The following is a 14,041-nucleotide window of genomic DNA, read 5'->3' as shown; positions in this document are numbered from 1 at the left end:
CGCACGTGCCTCACCGAGGAGACGGTGTCAGGGCTCTTCCTGCTGGAGAGCCTGGCACCGATGCCCGTGGCCGATCTGGAGACGGCTGCCGCCGAACTGGCGGAGACACTCGCGAAGTTCAGTCCCTCCGCCCGCATCGAGGTGCACGCCCCGGCGTTGAAGTAGCCCGGCGGATCCAGCGGGAGACACGACCCGCCGCCCCCGGCGCGCCGGGGGCGGGCCTCGCCGCGCTGCGAGGTGGGGAGGGCCGGAGCGCCAGCCCGGAGCACTGCTGCTGTGCGCAGGAAGCGACCGCTGTCCCGGCCGGCACGGCCGGCCGGGACAGCGGTCGCGTGCGTCGGACGAGCTGGACGGTCTGCTCGTACTCGAGGCGCGGCAGTCGCGCCGACCAGGCGTCCTCGGCCGGCTTGCCGATGTTGACCACGAGGATGGAACGCCAGGGGCCGTCGGGGAAGAACTCCTCGTCGATGCCCTTGGCATTCCTTGTGCGGAATGGTGACGAGCAGACCGTCGAGGTTGCCGATCCGCTGCAACCCGCGGACCACGTCACCGAGATCCTGCGGCGTGACCAGCACCGGGAAGAGTACGGCGTCCAGACCGAGTCCGGCGAGAAGTGGATTCAGCATCCCGGGGGCCTGCACCGGGGAGACCGGCTGGCCGAGGACGGCGTAGAACCGGGTCGACCCACCGGTGACCGGCATCGGCGCCGACGACTGCACCGTCACTTCGTCTCCCCCGCTTCGGGTGTGAGCCTCCTGGACCGAAGATCGTAGCCCAGCCGTCCGAACAGGTATACAGATTCGTGTGGTTGACGATGCACCGGTTCAGTGGCTTCGTGATCCGCGCGAGTCCGCCAGCCGGGAAGCGAGGGTGCTCGTCACCTCCGCGTGCTGATCCACCAGGTAGAAGTGGCCCCCCGGGAAGAGGACGGATTCGAAGGAGCCGGTGGTGTGCTCGCACCACGCCTCGGCGTCGGCCGCCGTCACCTTGTGGTCCTCCTTGCCGTTCAGTGCGGTCACCGGGCAGTTCAGCATCGGCCCCGGCTCGTAGCGGTAGGTGTCCACGAGGGTGTAATCCGCGCGCAGCACCGGCAGAGCGATTCGCACCAGCTCCTCGTCGTCGAGGACGCGTGGGTCGGTTCCGCCCAGTCCGCGCATCAGCTGGATGAGGGTGGAATCGTCCGGGCGCTCACTGAACTCCCGCTGGTGCCTCGAAGGCGCGCCGCGACCCGACGCGAACAGGTGGATCGGCGTTCGGCCGTGTGCCTGGAGGCGCCGGGCCACCTCGAACGCCACCATCGTGCCCAGGCTGTGCCCGAACAGCGCGAGATCGCCTTCGGCCAGCGGCAGGAGCTCGCCGGTGAGGATGTCGGCCAGTTCTGCCAGGTTCTCCAGCAGCGGTTCCTGCCAGCGTTCCAGACGACCGGGGTACTGGACGCCGATGACCTCGATGTCCGGACTCAGCGACTTGGCCAGGGCGCTGTAGAAAGGGGCCGAGCCGCCCGCGTGAGGCAGGCACACCAGCCGTACGGAGGCGTCGGGCACAGAGGCGTAGCGGCGTATCCAGGGAGAACTGCCGGGGTCGGCGGGCATGGACATCCTGTTCCTTCCTTCGGTGGTCACTCGGTGGCCCGGGGCGCGAGGAGAACCCTTCACGACAGGCTCCGGGCCTTGCCCTCTCGGGGCGCGGCCGCGGGTGCCCGCATGCGGTCGCCCGCGAACGCGCTTGCCGCCCCCACCACGGCGGCCACGGGGGCGAGGGCCAGCGCTCCCGTGGGACCCCAGATGTCCAGAATCACACCGCCGGCACCGGCACCGGCGGCGGAGCCGAGCTGGAGGGCGGTACCGACCCATGCCTGAGTCTCGGCGGACATACCCGCAGGCGCGAGGTCGCCCGACCGGCCGTACACGGCGACGAAGGACGGGCCGAAGGAGAGGCCGGTCAGCAGGCAGAGCGGTACAGCTACCAGCCAGCCGGCCTCGCTGCCGAGAACGAGCGCGGTGGAGAAGACGGCCAGGGCCACCAGCAGAACGGGCAGCCGGGTCGCCCGCTCGGCCATCACGGGGGTCATGGCGCCGATCAGCAGTCCACCTATGATGCTGCCGATGGACAGCACGCTCAGCAGCAGTCCGCTCAGCACCTGCGAGTCCTTGCCGCCGTCGGGTGTCGCAAGCGCGATCTCCAGCACGCTCACGGCCGTGGCGAAACAGAGGGCCGCGCCGAGCAGGAGGACCAGACGTGAGCTGGCGAGCGGCCCGGCCCAGTGGCGGTCGCCCTGCCGGGCCGAGGACTTGTCGTCGCCGATGTCCTTCGGCAGCAGCAGCGTGGCCACCGCTGTGAAGAACACGACGGCCGCCAGGCCGGCCCAGGGGGCGAGGGCGGAGCAGGCGACCGCGGCCAGCGTCGGGCCGAGGATGAAGCCTGCGTCGGCCAGGACCGAGTCGAAGGCCAGAGCCGTTGGCCGGCTTGCCTCCGTGGTGACCGACCGCCACATCACCCGGGTGACCACTCCGATGGGGGGAGCGGCGAGATTGCCGAGCAGGGCCGAGGCGACCGTGATCCAGAACGGTCCCCGCATGTGCTCGTTGACCAGCAGGGCCCCGACCAGGACCGTGTGGATCACCATGATCGTCCACAGCACAGGGCCGTAGGCGTAGCGGTCGAGGAGGCGCCCCCGCAGCGGGGTGGAGAGTCCTCCGAGGGCCGATACGGCCACGACGAAAGCGCCGACGCTGTACGAGCGCTGGTCGGCGACCGCGTAGAGGGTGCTCAGGGCGAACATGCCGGCCTGGAGCTTGCCGAAGGCGGCAGCGAGTGCGTAGGTGAAGATCCTTGGCTCGGAGAAGAGCGCCCGGTATCCGTAGGAGCGTTCTTCACTCATCGCGGAACCGGCCTCCCGTGCTCCGGGGCGACGGTCACCTCGATGAGGCCCACGGCCGCCCGCGCCCGCGCGAGCGCGGTGTCCGGGTCGTCGGCCACGGTGATGACCGCTCCGCTGCGGTCGTCGGAACTGCGCAGCGGGGGGACCGTGTCGCCCGGCCCGAGGACGGTGTACCCCTCCGTCACGCCTTCGTGGAGAAGGGCCTCGTCGAGACCGGTGACGGCCGTGACGGCACCTTCGGGCGGGGTGAGGAACCAGGTGGCGGAGGCTCTCGGCTCCGGCGTGGGGCGTGGGTCGACGGGTCTGCCCGCGAGCCAGTTGAAGTTCAGCTCCTGGAGGTCGACACCCGTGGCCAGTCGTACGAGTTCGACGATGCCGTCGCCGCCCGGGCGGCTGTGTGTCTCGATGATGCGCGGGCCGGCGTCCGTGAGGACGACCTCGGTGTGGGCGACGCCCTCGTTCAGACCGACGGCGTCGAGCAGGGCACCGACCTCGGCGGCCATGGCGGCGTGGTCCGCCGCGCTTACGCGGGCCGGGACCAGATGGCCGATCTCGACGAAGTTGTCGCCCTTGAACTTCTCGGTGACGGCCACCACATGGTGGCTTCCGTCGGTGCTGAAGGTCTCCACGCTGAACTCGGGCCCCGAGAGGTACTCCTCGGCGATCCAGCGGGAACCCGGGGCGGCCGTCTCCGTCAGGGACCGGGCCGCGGCCTCCAGCGTGACGGCGTCGGATACGAGGACGACGCCCCGGCTTGCCGAGCCGTCGACCGGCTTGAGGATGAAGGGGTAGCCATGCCGGCCCGCGAACGAGCGCAGGTCGTCGGCGTTGCCGACGGATCCGTGGGCCACCTGGGCGCAGGCGGACTCCAGGGCCGCCGTGCGCATCCGGTGCTTGTCGTTCATCGTCCGTATGACGTCGGCGGTATTGGCCGGAAGGCCGAACTCCGTGTTGAGGAGCGCAGCGGTCTCCAGGTAGTGGTCGAGCATGGTGACGACCACGCCGAACGGCTCTCGGCCGTGCAGCTCCCGGGCGGCCCCGGCCATGTTCTCCGGTGTGGGGTCGTCGAGCAGCACGCATGCGTCGGCGCTGTCGAGGATGGCACGCGGCGTCCGTGCCGAGGCGCCGAGGTAGGTCAGGGAGAGTCCGGCTGCCTTGGCCGCTCCGACCGGTTCGGGGCGGGTGCCGCCGAGGAGGAGGACGGAGCCGACCGGACGACGGCGGATGTACAACAAGGCGTCACCTCGCGGAGCGTGGGGGACAAGCGGCGTGGGCGTGCGGGAACACCGCAGCCGTTCCCCGCACGCGGCGGGGTACGCCGCAGTGCGGGGAACGGCGCGGATCAGCCCCAGCCGAGGTCGTTTCCCGGCGCGCTGTACGGGCAGGCGGAGTTGCACGAGGAGGACCGCGCCGACGCCCCGGCCTGCGCTCCCTGGCCGGTTGTGCCGAAGGCCGCCCCTCCCAGGCCCAGCAGCGTCGCCGCCAGCAACGAGCTCTTCAGTATTCCGGTGACAAGTTTCATGTTCGGTGGTTCCCCCCGGTACGTGCCTGCGTTCTGTGCGCATGTTTCGGTAGCCACCTTTGTGATTACGGAGGGGTGTGTCCATAGCTCTCCCGGGTCACATCTCCGTTGGCGGGAACCCGATAGGAGTGCAAGAGGTACATATGCGCCTCTGACGTGCTGTCAGCGAGGCGTTCCGGAGTGTCACCGTGAGGGCTTCCCCGGACCCGCTCCGTACGGGGGTGCGGGTGGGTGCGGACCGAGGCGTGCGGGGGTCAGCTCGCCCACCACCGGAAGCGGCGGTGGCCTCCTGCGCCGACGGCGGCAGAGGTGCTGCGGGCCCCCCGGCCACTCGCGCGCGCCCATGACCGGAATCCGAACCGTTTCGGATCGTTAGGGGCGCGGGAGCGGCTTTTGACAACCTCGCACGCGCATGCGAAGTTCGATAGTTGCTGGTCGGTCCAGGCCCCCAAACCGCCCAGCAAGTCTGCTCATGCGGTGAGGGGTGGTGCATTGCGCGTAGGGGGGCGCGAAGCACCACAAGGGGCGCTTTGATCGATATGGAAATGCATCTGTCCACGGACATGCGGCGTGCGTACGCGCTGGCCGTGCGTCGTCGAGCGCTGACCGCGGAGGACGTGAGCGCGGAACTCGGTCTGGGCGAGCCGGAGGCGGGCCGGGTGGTCGCGGGCCTGGTGGAGCTGAGGCTGCTCCAACAGGACTCGGACGGCGGCCTCTTCGCCGCCGTGGCCCCTGACTCCGCCCAACTGCGCCTCCTCGGACCGCTGGTGCGCGAGATCTCCGTCATGCAGGAGAAGGCGGACCGGATACGAGCCGACCTCGGGTCGCTGCTGCCGGTCTACTGGGACGAGGCGGAGTCGGCCGCCGGACAGATCGAGGTGGTCCGTGACCTGGATGTGGTCCTGGCCCTCATCGAGGAGTTCAGTGCCCGGGCGGTGACGGAGGTGCTCACCTCTCAGCCGGGTGGCGGCCGGCCGGTGGAGCAGTTGGAGGACGCCCTGGTGTTCGCCCGGGAGTTGCTGGGTCGCAGCGTTCGGATGCGCACGCTATATCAACACACCGCACAGTTCAATCAGGGCACGGCCGCCTATGTCGAGCATGTGACGCAGCTCGGCGGGGAGGTCCGCACCACGGCCAACGGCTTCACCCGCATGCTCGTCTTCGACCGGCGGGTGGCTGTCCTCGCACTCAAGGGGCATCCCAAGGGGGCCGTCGTCCTGCGCAACGAGAACGTTCTCGACGCCCTGGTGGACGCCTTCGAGCGGACCTGGAACGGTGCCCGCCCCTTCCCTCTGAGCTACAGCAAGGGCCAGATCGTGCACGTCTCCTCCGAGGTGAAGGAAGCCATCATGCGCCTCCTGGTGGCCGGGGAGAGCGACAAGAAGATCGCCGTACGCGTGGGGCTGTCCCTGAGGACCTGTCAGCGGCATATCGCTGATCTGATGCAGGACCTGGGGGCTCGTAACCGGCTCCATGCCGGGTATCTGCTGCATGAACAGCTGGCGAAGGGCACCACCGACGGCCTCGACTGAATCAACGGTTATCTCGCCAATATCCGATTTCTCCCCCCCTCGTTTTGCTGCCGACGTGTTTCCGATCCTTGCTCGCTGTAGACGTGGGACCACGATCGGGTAACAGTGGTCGGGCTTGATCGAAGTTTCGATCAAGGCTTTTTACGGGGACGTCGAACGGGGATCGGCAATGCCACGACTCATTGAGTCGCAGGGGGACACGGAAAAAGCCGGGTCGAGTGGTCAGCTATCTCGCCCGTTGCTTCTTCTGATAGGCAGCGGCGGACAGCTGTGGCGTGAGTACATGTTGAAATCGGTCGCCGACTCCTATGACCTCTGGCTGTTCGCGCCCAAGGAGCCGGACTGGGAATCCCGGTATCTCCGGGGTAACACCGTCGTCGATACGCTTGACCCGCGTGAGGCGATGGAATCCGCAGTTCGGCTTGCCGAGAGCGTGCAGATAGCCGGCGTTCTCTGCTACGACGAGATCCGGGTGCCGATCGCGGCCATAGTGGCCGAGACGCTGAAGCTGCCGTGTGCGAATGTCGAAGGCGTCCGTGCCTGCCGGGACAAGCACCTCGGGCGTGAGGCCCTGGCGGCCGCAGGTGTGGAGCAGCCCGCCTCCCGTGCCGTCGCGTCGCTGGAGGAGGCGCAAGAGGCGGCGCGGACGACCGGATTCCCGGTCGTACTGAAGCCGCGTGCCCTCGCGGCCAGCGTCGGGGTCGTGCGGGCGGACGGGCCTGAGGCCGTGGAAGCCGCGTACTCCGAGGCGTCGGAGGCGTACTTCGACGAGATCCCGCGGGACCACGCGTGGGTTCTCGTCGAGGAATACCTGGACGGGCCCGAGGTCAGCGTCGAGAGCGTGTGCCGCGATGGCCGTGTGACCCCGATGTTCGTGGCCCGCAAGGCCCTCGGCTTTGCCCCTCACTTCGAGGAGGTCGGCCACACGGTCAGTGCGGACGACCCGCTGCTGGACGACCCGGCGGTGCGGCACGTCCTCCAGGAAGCACACACGGCGCTCGGCCTCGGCACACTGGTGACCCACACCGAGCTGCGTCTGACGCGGAACGGTCCGAGCCTGGTGGAGGTCAACGCCCGCCTCGGCGGCGACCTCATCCCCTATGTGGCCCGCCTGGCCACGGGGGTCGACTACGGCAAGGTGGCCGCCGACCTCGCCGCGGGCGCCGAACCCGACGTGACGCCGGTGCGGACCGCGTCGGCCCACATCCAGTTCCTGTACCCCGAACACGATCTCGACGTCACGTCCCTGACGGTCGAGGACGAGCTGCCGCCCGGGGTCCACGAAGTGAGGCTCATGGTGGAGCCCGGCCGCCGTCTTCGGCTGCCGCCCCGCGACCATGTGGCCGGACGGTACGCGTACGTGGTCACGACCGGTGCCTCTCCCGAGGAGTGCGCCGAGGCCCTGCGTGCCGCGACGCCGCTCATCCATCTGGCCGGCACCCCGACAGGGTAGGCCCCCGACTCCCTCCCCCGGGAGTGAAGCGACCTCTCGAGGGGAGGGGGCTACGCCGCCGCTGACCGCGGCCGCGGCCCCTTCGCCCCCATTTCCCCTTCCTCGGCTGTCCCGACCATCCGTCACCGTGCCGTGCGCAGACCGCGCGCCGGTGGCCGAGGGGCACCGCCGTGCGCCCGCGTCCGGAACCCCACCACCATCCCGTTTCCAGGAAGGCGTCACCGTGGCACGTGTGATCGCGATCGTTTCCGGCGGGCTCGACTCCGTCGTGCTCGCCCATCAGCTCCACACCGAAGGGCATGAGGTACATCTGCTCTCCATCGACTACGGCCAGCGGCACCGCAAGGAACATGATTACGCCCGGATAGCGGCCGACCGCATTGGCGCCGAGCACGAGATCGTCGATCTGTCGAATGTTGCTTCCATGCTTCCCGGATACTCCCTGACGGATTCTCAAGTCGATGTCCCGGATCAGCACTACACGGCTCCCGGTAGTGTTAATGTCGTTCCGAATCGCAATGTGATTCTGTTGTCCGTGGCCTATGGGAAGGCCGCCGCTGTCAAGGCGGATCAGGTCGCTATCGGGGCTCTGGCGGGCGACGCGTCGACCGCACCCGATTGTTCGGCGGAGTTCATCGCCTCTTTCAACGCGATGGAGAAGGTGGCGTGTGCCGGCTATGCCCCGGCGCACCTGGAGGTTGTGGCTCCCTTTATCGACCTCCATAAGCACGACGTCATTCGGCTCGGTGAAAAGCTGGGTGTCGACTGGACCGAGACCTGGAGCTGCTTCAAGGGCACCGAAGTGCACTGCGGAAAATGTGCCGCGTGCGTCGATCGGATCCAGGCGTTCGAGCGTGCTGAGACGACTGACCCCACGGTTTACTTCAAGGAGTAGATGAATGCTGCACATCACGAAGGAATTTCACTTCTCGGCGAGTCATCGGCTGGCGCACCTGCCCTCGGACCACCAGTGCGCCCGGCTGCACGGGCACAACTACATCATCGAGCTGAGGCTCTCCGCAGCCCCGGACCAGCTGACCGAGCCCGGCTTCGTGCGGGACTACGGCGACCTGGCCGACTTCAAGAAGTGGCTCGACCACACGTTGGACCACCGGCACCTCAACGATGTCATCGAGGACCGCAATCCGTCCGCCGAGAACATGGCCATGTGGATCTATGAGCAGTGGGTGGAGCGCTACCCCGAGCTCACCGCCGTCCGCATCTCGGAGACCGACAAGACCTGGGCCGAGTACCGCCCGTGAGCATCGTCGTCAATGAGATCTTCGGCCCCACGGTCCAGGGTGAGGGGCCGTCGGCCGGCCGGCAGTGCGCCTTCCTGCGGCTGGGCGGGTGCAATCTGTCCTGCCACTGGTGCGACACCCCGTACACCTGGGACTGGAAGGGGACGAGCGACGAGAAGACGGCGTTCGACCCCCGGAAGGAACTGCACAACAGGGATGTCGAGGACGTACTGGGGGAACTCCTCGCACTGGGCACCGACCTGGTCGTCATCAGCGGCGGCGAACCGCTGAGCCAGCAGCGCCGGCTGCGCCCCCTGTTGAAGGGGCTGCGCGAGGCGGGCGTCACGGTGGAGTTCGAGACGAACGGCACCGTCGTCCCGGACGACGAGATCATCACACCGGGAGTGCGCTTCAACGTCTCCCCGAAGCTTTCCCATGCCGGGGATCCCGCGTCCAAGCGCATCGTGCCCGCTGCCCTTCGCAAGTTGGCGCAGACCCCCGACGTGGCGTTCAAGTTCGTCTGCCGCACCACGGACGACCTGGACGAAGTGGGCTCCTTGCAGACGGACTTCGGCATTTCGCCCGTCTGGATCATGCCTGAGGGCAAGACCGTGGCACACATCAGTCAGCACTTGAGTTCCCTCGCGGACGAGGTCGTGCGGCGTGGCTGGAATCTATCCACCCGTCTGCATGTCCTTGCGTGGGGCGACAGGAGAGGAATCTAGATGAGCATCGACGTGGACACCTCCGCCATCACCATCCTGGAGCAGGGGGAGGTGCAGGCAGGCGACCCGCTGGAGTCCATAGCCCGGCGCCTTCTGATCGAGATCGGAGAAGACCCCGACCGCGAAGGCCTGCGCGACACCCCCCGGCGTTACGCGCGTTGGTGGCGTGAGTTCGTCGACTACGACGCCGGAAACCTCGACACCGTCTTCAGCAGTGTCGCCAGCAACCAGACCGTCATGGTCTCCGGTATGCGCGTGTGGTCGCTCTGCGAGCACCACCTCCTGCCCTTCAACTGTGACCTGCAGGTGGCCTACCGGGCCCACGACAGCCTCCTCGGGCTCTCGAAGTTCGCCCGGATCGCGCACAAGCACGCTCACAAGCTCCAGGTGCAGGAGCGTCTCGTCGCTGACATCGCGGCCGAGATCGAGGAGATCACCAAGTCGCCCGACGTGGCCGTCATCGGCCGTGGCGAGCACCTGTGCATGACGATGCGCGGCATCAAGACGGGGGCACAGATGACCTCCGCCGTGTTCAAGGGTGTGTTCCGCGAGAACAGCTTCGAGCGGACCGAGCTGCTCAGCCTGATGAACGGTTCCTGAGTCGTGCGCTGCTGACGACCTGCCCTGTGACCGTTCACTGTCGTCGGAGGAACGTTCATGCCTGTGTCGGAGAAGGACCAACCCACGGGCAGAGCCTATTCGAAGGGGTACACAGCCCCTTCGCGGCTTCGCCCGGACATCAAGGACGCCCACAGAACGCGGCTTTGGGTCACCACATCCTGCGCACTGCTCGACCACCTCGTCGCCGGGCTCGCGGCAGCCGGTGCGGCCTGGCTCATCGTGCGCCACCCGGTCGCCTCGATCGTCCCGGCGCTGCTCGCCGGCATCGTCATCGCCCGCCAACTGAGGGCCCTGGAAAACCTCGTCCATGAAGCCTCCCACTACAACTGGAGCCGGCACCGGCGAGGCCTGAACGATGTCTTCGGCTATCTGTTGGCCGCAGCGCCCACCGGAAGCCGGATCAGCGCGTACCGGACCAGCCACCTGCTCCACCACGGCCGGTTCGGTACGGCGGAGGACCCCGACAGATACCGCTACGCCGAACTCGACCTGGAGGCACTGCCCCGCACCTTGGTGAGGGACTTCGCCGCCGGCGTGTGCAAACGGCTGCTGCGCTATCAGCTGGGCTGGCTGCGGGAGCTGCGTACCAATGCTCTCGCCCCCCTCGTGACGCTGCTGTGGAGCGCCGTGTGCGTGGGCGCGCCCACAGCGCTCCTGCTGGGCCCGCGCACCGGCGCGGTCGCCTCCGGGGTCTGGCTCTTTGCACACTTCGTACTGCTGCCGCCCCTGCGGCTGGTCGCCGAGGCGGACGAACACGTGTACTCCGACGCGCGCACGGTGTTCGACGCGACAGTGTCGAACACCGGGCGCCTCCAGCGCTGGCTCTTCCACCCGCATGCGGACGGCTATCACACCGTTCACCACATGTGGCCCGGCATTCCGCACCACTCGCTGCGCCGCATCCATCATCTCCTGCTGTCCGAGGACGAGGAGTTCGCCCGGCGGATCAGGACACGGGACAGGGTTCTGACAACGCCCGGAGGAGTTTCCCCGGGCGAATCGGGTCACGAGGCCATCACGCCGCGCAAGGCCCCGTCACTGTCCCCGTCCCCCAAGATCAAGAGTTCCCTGTGAGCCAAGGAGTAGACATGGCACTCGCCGTACGGGAAAAGCATGTGGCACGGCCGGTCCTCCAGCTCACGCAGGACGAGAGCGAGGCCCTGTGGGAGCTGTCGAAGAACGTGGTCGCACTTCTCGGCCGCTCCCGCTCCTTCGACCTGTCGGAGTTCCTCCCCGATGTCCCCGCTCAACTGCGCAGCGCGCTGGTGGATTTCCGCGAGGGCACGTCGAACAGCGGATACCTGCTCGTCAAGGGGGTGGCCACGGGCGAGCTCCCCGACACCCCCCTCGCATACGGGACACAGGCGCTCGTCGGCCACGCCACGGACGGCACGCTCGCCCTGGTGGGCGACGTGCTGGGCAGTCTCATCGGTTACGCCGACGAGAAGAACGGTGACCTCTTCCACGATGTGCATCCGGTGCGCGGGGAGGAGGACCGGATGGAGAACAGCGGCTCCGTCGCCTTCGACTTCCACACCGAGAACGTCCACCATCCCCTGCGGCCGGACTTTCTCGGGCTGCTGAGCCTGCGGCAGGGGCACGAGACCGACACGGCGACCCGCGTCGCCTCCATCAGGCACGCCGTCGCCCACCTGTCCGAGGCCGAGAACGACGTACTGCGGCGGCTGGGGTTCCGGAGCCTGTTCCCGACCTCGTTCACCCGGGGCGGGGCCGGTGAGCGGCCTGCGACGGCGGAGCACCGGGTCCTCTTCGGCAACCCCGGCTGTGAGTTCCTCCGTTTCGACTCGTTCAACACCAGGCCGGCCGGCTTCGAGGCGGAACAAGCCCTGGAGGCGCTGGCCGAGGCCCTGGAGGCCGTCTGCGTCGAGGTCGTTCTGGAGCCCGGTGACCTGATGCTCGTCAACAACCACATCGCGGCCCACGGGCGGTCCGCCTTCACCCCTCGCTACGACGGGCGTGACCGGTGGCTGCGCCGCTTCTACTCGCACCGTGCGGTGCCGGGCTGGGCACGTCTGATGATGCCGAGCGAGCGGGTCCTGCCCGCTACGGGAGACATCCAAGGCGTCTTCTGACCCTCGCCCGTCCGCAGCCGCAGGCGGCCGCCCACCGCCGCCTCTCCCTCTGCCTCCACAGGAGTTCGCCCCACTCATGCCTGCCAACGAAACACCAGCCGTCCTGCTTCTGGACCCCGTTCGCACCGGCGCCCATTACAAGACCGAGGCACGCCGGCGCGGCTTCACGACGATCTCTGTGTACACGGTGGCCCGGGAGGTGATCGCGGAGAACTGGCCCGATCACGCGGACGGCGACGACTTCACCGTCTACTCCGCCGACGCCGATGAGATCCTCACCCGGATCGACTCGCTCGGCGTGCGGCTCAGCGGTGTGGTGCCGGCCATGGACTCGGCGGTGCACCTGGCCGACACACTGGCGGACCGGCTGTCGCTGCCCGGTAACGGACTCGCCAAGGCGGCCGCGCGCCGGAACAAGGCGGACATGCGCCGGGTCGCGGCCGAAGCCGGTCTGCGCATCCCGCGGTTCATCCTCGTCGACAGCACCGCCAAGATCGCTGCGGCCGCTTCGGAGATCGGCTTTCCGGCCATCGCCAAGCACACCACCGGAGCGGGTTCCTACGGCACCTACCTGCTGAGCAATCCCGAGGACGCGGCCCGGACGTCCACGATGCACGCGAAGAACCAGTTCGGCTGGCAGGTCGACGACTGGCTCGTCGAACAGTACGTTCGCGGCCGTGAGCTGGCGGTGAACTGCTTCAGCCACGACGGTGAACACCGCATCGTCGACATATGGGAGTACCGGCAGCCCGACGACAGCGACTACGACTTCCCGTACTGGGAGTCGGCCAAGCTGCCCGAGGACGATCCGGACTACCAGGCCGCCGCAGACTACGTGCGCGCAGCCCTCACGGCGTTCGAGGTGCGGCTGGGCCCCAGCCACACCGAGGTGAAGGTCGGCCCCGACGGCGTGCATCTCATGGAGGTCGGTGCGCGGCTCCCCGGTGGCCCGATGACGGACCAATGGCTCGCGCACACCGATCTGGACCCCTTCGAGCAGGCACTCGACTGCTACCTCGGTGTCCGGCCCGCCTGCCTGGAGGCGCCGGTGCACTTCCGGCAGTCCTGCGGTGCCAGCGCCATCCGCAACGACGGTCCGGCCGGCACCCTCCGGGAGATCCGCGGCCTCGACGAGGTCCGGAAGATGCCGGGCGTCGACAAGGTGCTGTCGATCTACGAGCCGGGCGACTGGGTACCGGTCACCGACAACACCCTCAACATTCCGATCGGGATCTGGGTGTCCGCCCCGGATCACGCGAGTGTGGTGGACCTGCTCGCCCGCGTCCGGGACACGGTCGAGCTGGTCATCGAAGAGGCCGGGGAATAGGAGCCACGAGCGGCACATCCCTCTCGTGACACCAGGTGAGCCCGCCGACCGGCCGAAACAGGATCGCCTCGTCCACCGCTGGGGGACGAGGCGACCGGCCGGCAGCACCCGCAAGTGCGCCCGTGTCCACGGCTCTACCCGTAAAGACGCGCTGGCCGTGCTCACCGGAAAGATCGCCACCGGCGAGCCCGCCGTCGCGAGGGCCGACAGCACGGTGAGGGCCTACCTCACGGACCTGCCTCACGTACTGGCGTGTCGCCAGTACGGCCGCGTCTGCAACGCCAGGCCATCGACACCCTCGACGGCGCGCTGAGCGCGAGCGGCAACGCCCCTGAAGACCCGTCGGCCACAGCAGTCGCCCGCTGACGTTGCAGCCGACGCTGCCGTCGAACCGCACTGATGGCTGTCCGTCGACCGGCTCACGGAGAGCGGCGGGTGCCCGGAGGGCGACGGCGGCAGCCAGGACCAGGAGTTGCCCCTGTTCGTCGTTCCGGCTGGGCAGGCATCAGGTCGATTCGCGCACGACGAGTTCGTTCGGCATGATCACCGGTCCTGTGGGGGCGCCGTCGATCAGGCCGAGGAGCAGGTGGACGGCGGCGGTCGCCTGGTCGGCCATCGGGCTGCGCACCGAGGTGAGCGCGGGAGT

Annotated in this window: 14 protein-coding genes and 2 pseudogenes; 10 read left to right on the top strand and 6 right to left on the bottom strand. The window is 68.4% G+C overall.

The window, feature by feature from the left end; genetic code table 11:
* Window positions 1–165, top strand: a pseudogene (locus tag VN520_RS02505) (cytoplasmic protein); the annotation flags it as partial.
* Between the two features lie 374 nt (window positions 166–539).
* On the opposite strand, the pseudogene VN520_RS02500 reads toward VN520_RS02505, so the two are convergent.
* The 5 genes and pseudogenes from VN520_RS02500 to VN520_RS02480 form a co-directional block, all read right to left on the bottom strand.
* A pseudogene (locus VN520_RS02500) lies at window positions 540–626 on the bottom strand (shikimate dehydrogenase); the annotation flags it as partial.
* Window positions 627–824: 198 nt separating this feature from the next.
* Window positions 825–1,598, bottom strand: coding sequence for a thioesterase II family protein (locus VN520_RS02495; protein ID WP_325745162.1), 774 nt, complete (start codon window positions 1,596–1,598; stop codon window positions 825–827).
* A gap of 53 nt (window positions 1,599–1,651) precedes the next feature.
* Window positions 1,652–2,881, bottom strand: a complete 1,230-nt coding sequence (locus VN520_RS02490) for an MFS transporter (RefSeq protein ID WP_325745161.1) — start codon at window positions 2,879–2,881, stop codon at window positions 1,652–1,654.
* A complete protein-coding gene (locus VN520_RS02485) occupies window positions 2,878–4,116 on the bottom strand; it encodes an ATP-grasp domain-containing protein (RefSeq protein ID WP_325745160.1) in 1,239 nt (412 codons plus the stop codon). The genes VN520_RS02490 and VN520_RS02485 overlap by 4 nt, the downstream gene beginning before the upstream one ends.
* Before the next feature lie 107 nt (window positions 4,117–4,223).
* Window positions 4,224–4,403 carry a hypothetical protein gene (locus tag VN520_RS02480; protein WP_325745159.1) on the bottom strand — a complete coding sequence of 60 codons (180 nt, stop codon included), beginning with the start codon at window positions 4,401–4,403 and terminating at the stop codon, window positions 4,224–4,226.
* A 545-nt stretch (window positions 4,404–4,948) separates the two neighbouring features.
* On the opposite strand from VN520_RS02480, the gene VN520_RS02475 reads away from it, so the two are divergent.
* The 9 genes from VN520_RS02475 (at window position 4,949) to VN520_RS02435 (ending at window position 13,395) form a co-directional block, all read left to right on the top strand.
* Complete coding sequence (locus VN520_RS02475; protein ID WP_325745158.1) at window positions 4,949–5,935, top strand: LuxR C-terminal-related transcriptional regulator; 987 nt, start codon at window positions 4,949–4,951, stop codon at window positions 5,933–5,935.
* 283 nt (window positions 5,936–6,218) lie between these two features.
* The gene (locus VN520_RS02470) at window positions 6,219–7,388 is read left to right on the top strand and encodes an ATP-grasp domain-containing protein (protein WP_325745157.1); all 1,170 of its coding nucleotides are present in this window, start codon (window positions 6,219–6,221) and stop codon (window positions 7,386–7,388) included.
* A gap of 223 nt (window positions 7,389–7,611) precedes the next feature.
* Window positions 7,612–8,283: a 7-cyano-7-deazaguanine synthase QueC gene (queC, locus tag VN520_RS02465; protein WP_325745156.1), complete on the top strand. Its 672-nt coding sequence runs from the start codon at window positions 7,612–7,614 to the stop codon at window positions 8,281–8,283.
* 4 nt (window positions 8,284–8,287) lie between these two features.
* Complete coding sequence (gene queD, locus VN520_RS02460) at window positions 8,288–8,650, top strand: 6-carboxytetrahydropterin synthase QueD (protein WP_325745155.1); 363 nt, start codon at window positions 8,288–8,290, stop codon at window positions 8,648–8,650.
* Window positions 8,647–9,354, top strand: coding sequence for a 7-carboxy-7-deazaguanine synthase QueE (locus tag VN520_RS02455; protein WP_325745154.1), 708 nt, complete (start codon window positions 8,647–8,649; stop codon window positions 9,352–9,354). Before queD ends, VN520_RS02455 begins: the two co-directional genes overlap by 4 nt.
* Entirely contained in the window at window positions 9,355–9,954 is a 600-nt protein-coding gene (gene folE, locus VN520_RS02450; RefSeq protein ID WP_325745153.1) for a GTP cyclohydrolase I FolE, read from the top strand.
* A gap of 57 nt (window positions 9,955–10,011) precedes the next feature.
* Window positions 10,012–11,049, top strand: a complete 1,038-nt coding sequence (locus VN520_RS02445; protein WP_325745152.1) for a fatty acid desaturase family protein — start codon at window positions 10,012–10,014, stop codon at window positions 11,047–11,049.
* A gap of 14 nt (window positions 11,050–11,063) precedes the next feature.
* Window positions 11,064–12,068, top strand: coding sequence for a TauD/TfdA family dioxygenase (locus tag VN520_RS02440; protein ID WP_325745151.1), 1,005 nt, complete (start codon window positions 11,064–11,066; stop codon window positions 12,066–12,068).
* A 76-nt stretch (window positions 12,069–12,144) separates the two neighbouring features.
* On the top strand, window positions 12,145–13,395 hold the full coding sequence (locus VN520_RS02435) for an ATP-grasp domain-containing protein (RefSeq protein ID WP_325745150.1): 1,251 nt from the start codon (window positions 12,145–12,147) through the stop codon (window positions 13,393–13,395).
* A 505-nt stretch (window positions 13,396–13,900) separates the two neighbouring features.
* On the opposite strand, the gene VN520_RS02430 is transcribed toward VN520_RS02435, so the two are convergent.
* Window positions 13,901–14,041: substrate-binding domain-containing protein (locus tag VN520_RS02430; protein WP_325745163.1), on the bottom strand; the 141-nt coding region annotated here is incomplete at its 5' end.

Source organism: Streptomyces sp. (assembly GCF_035563135.1).
Classification (GTDB): domain Bacteria; phylum Actinomycetota; class Actinomycetes; order Streptomycetales; family Streptomycetaceae; genus Streptomyces.
Note: the sequence above shows the minus strand (reverse complement) of the source record. Positions and strands in the feature narration are given on the sequence as shown.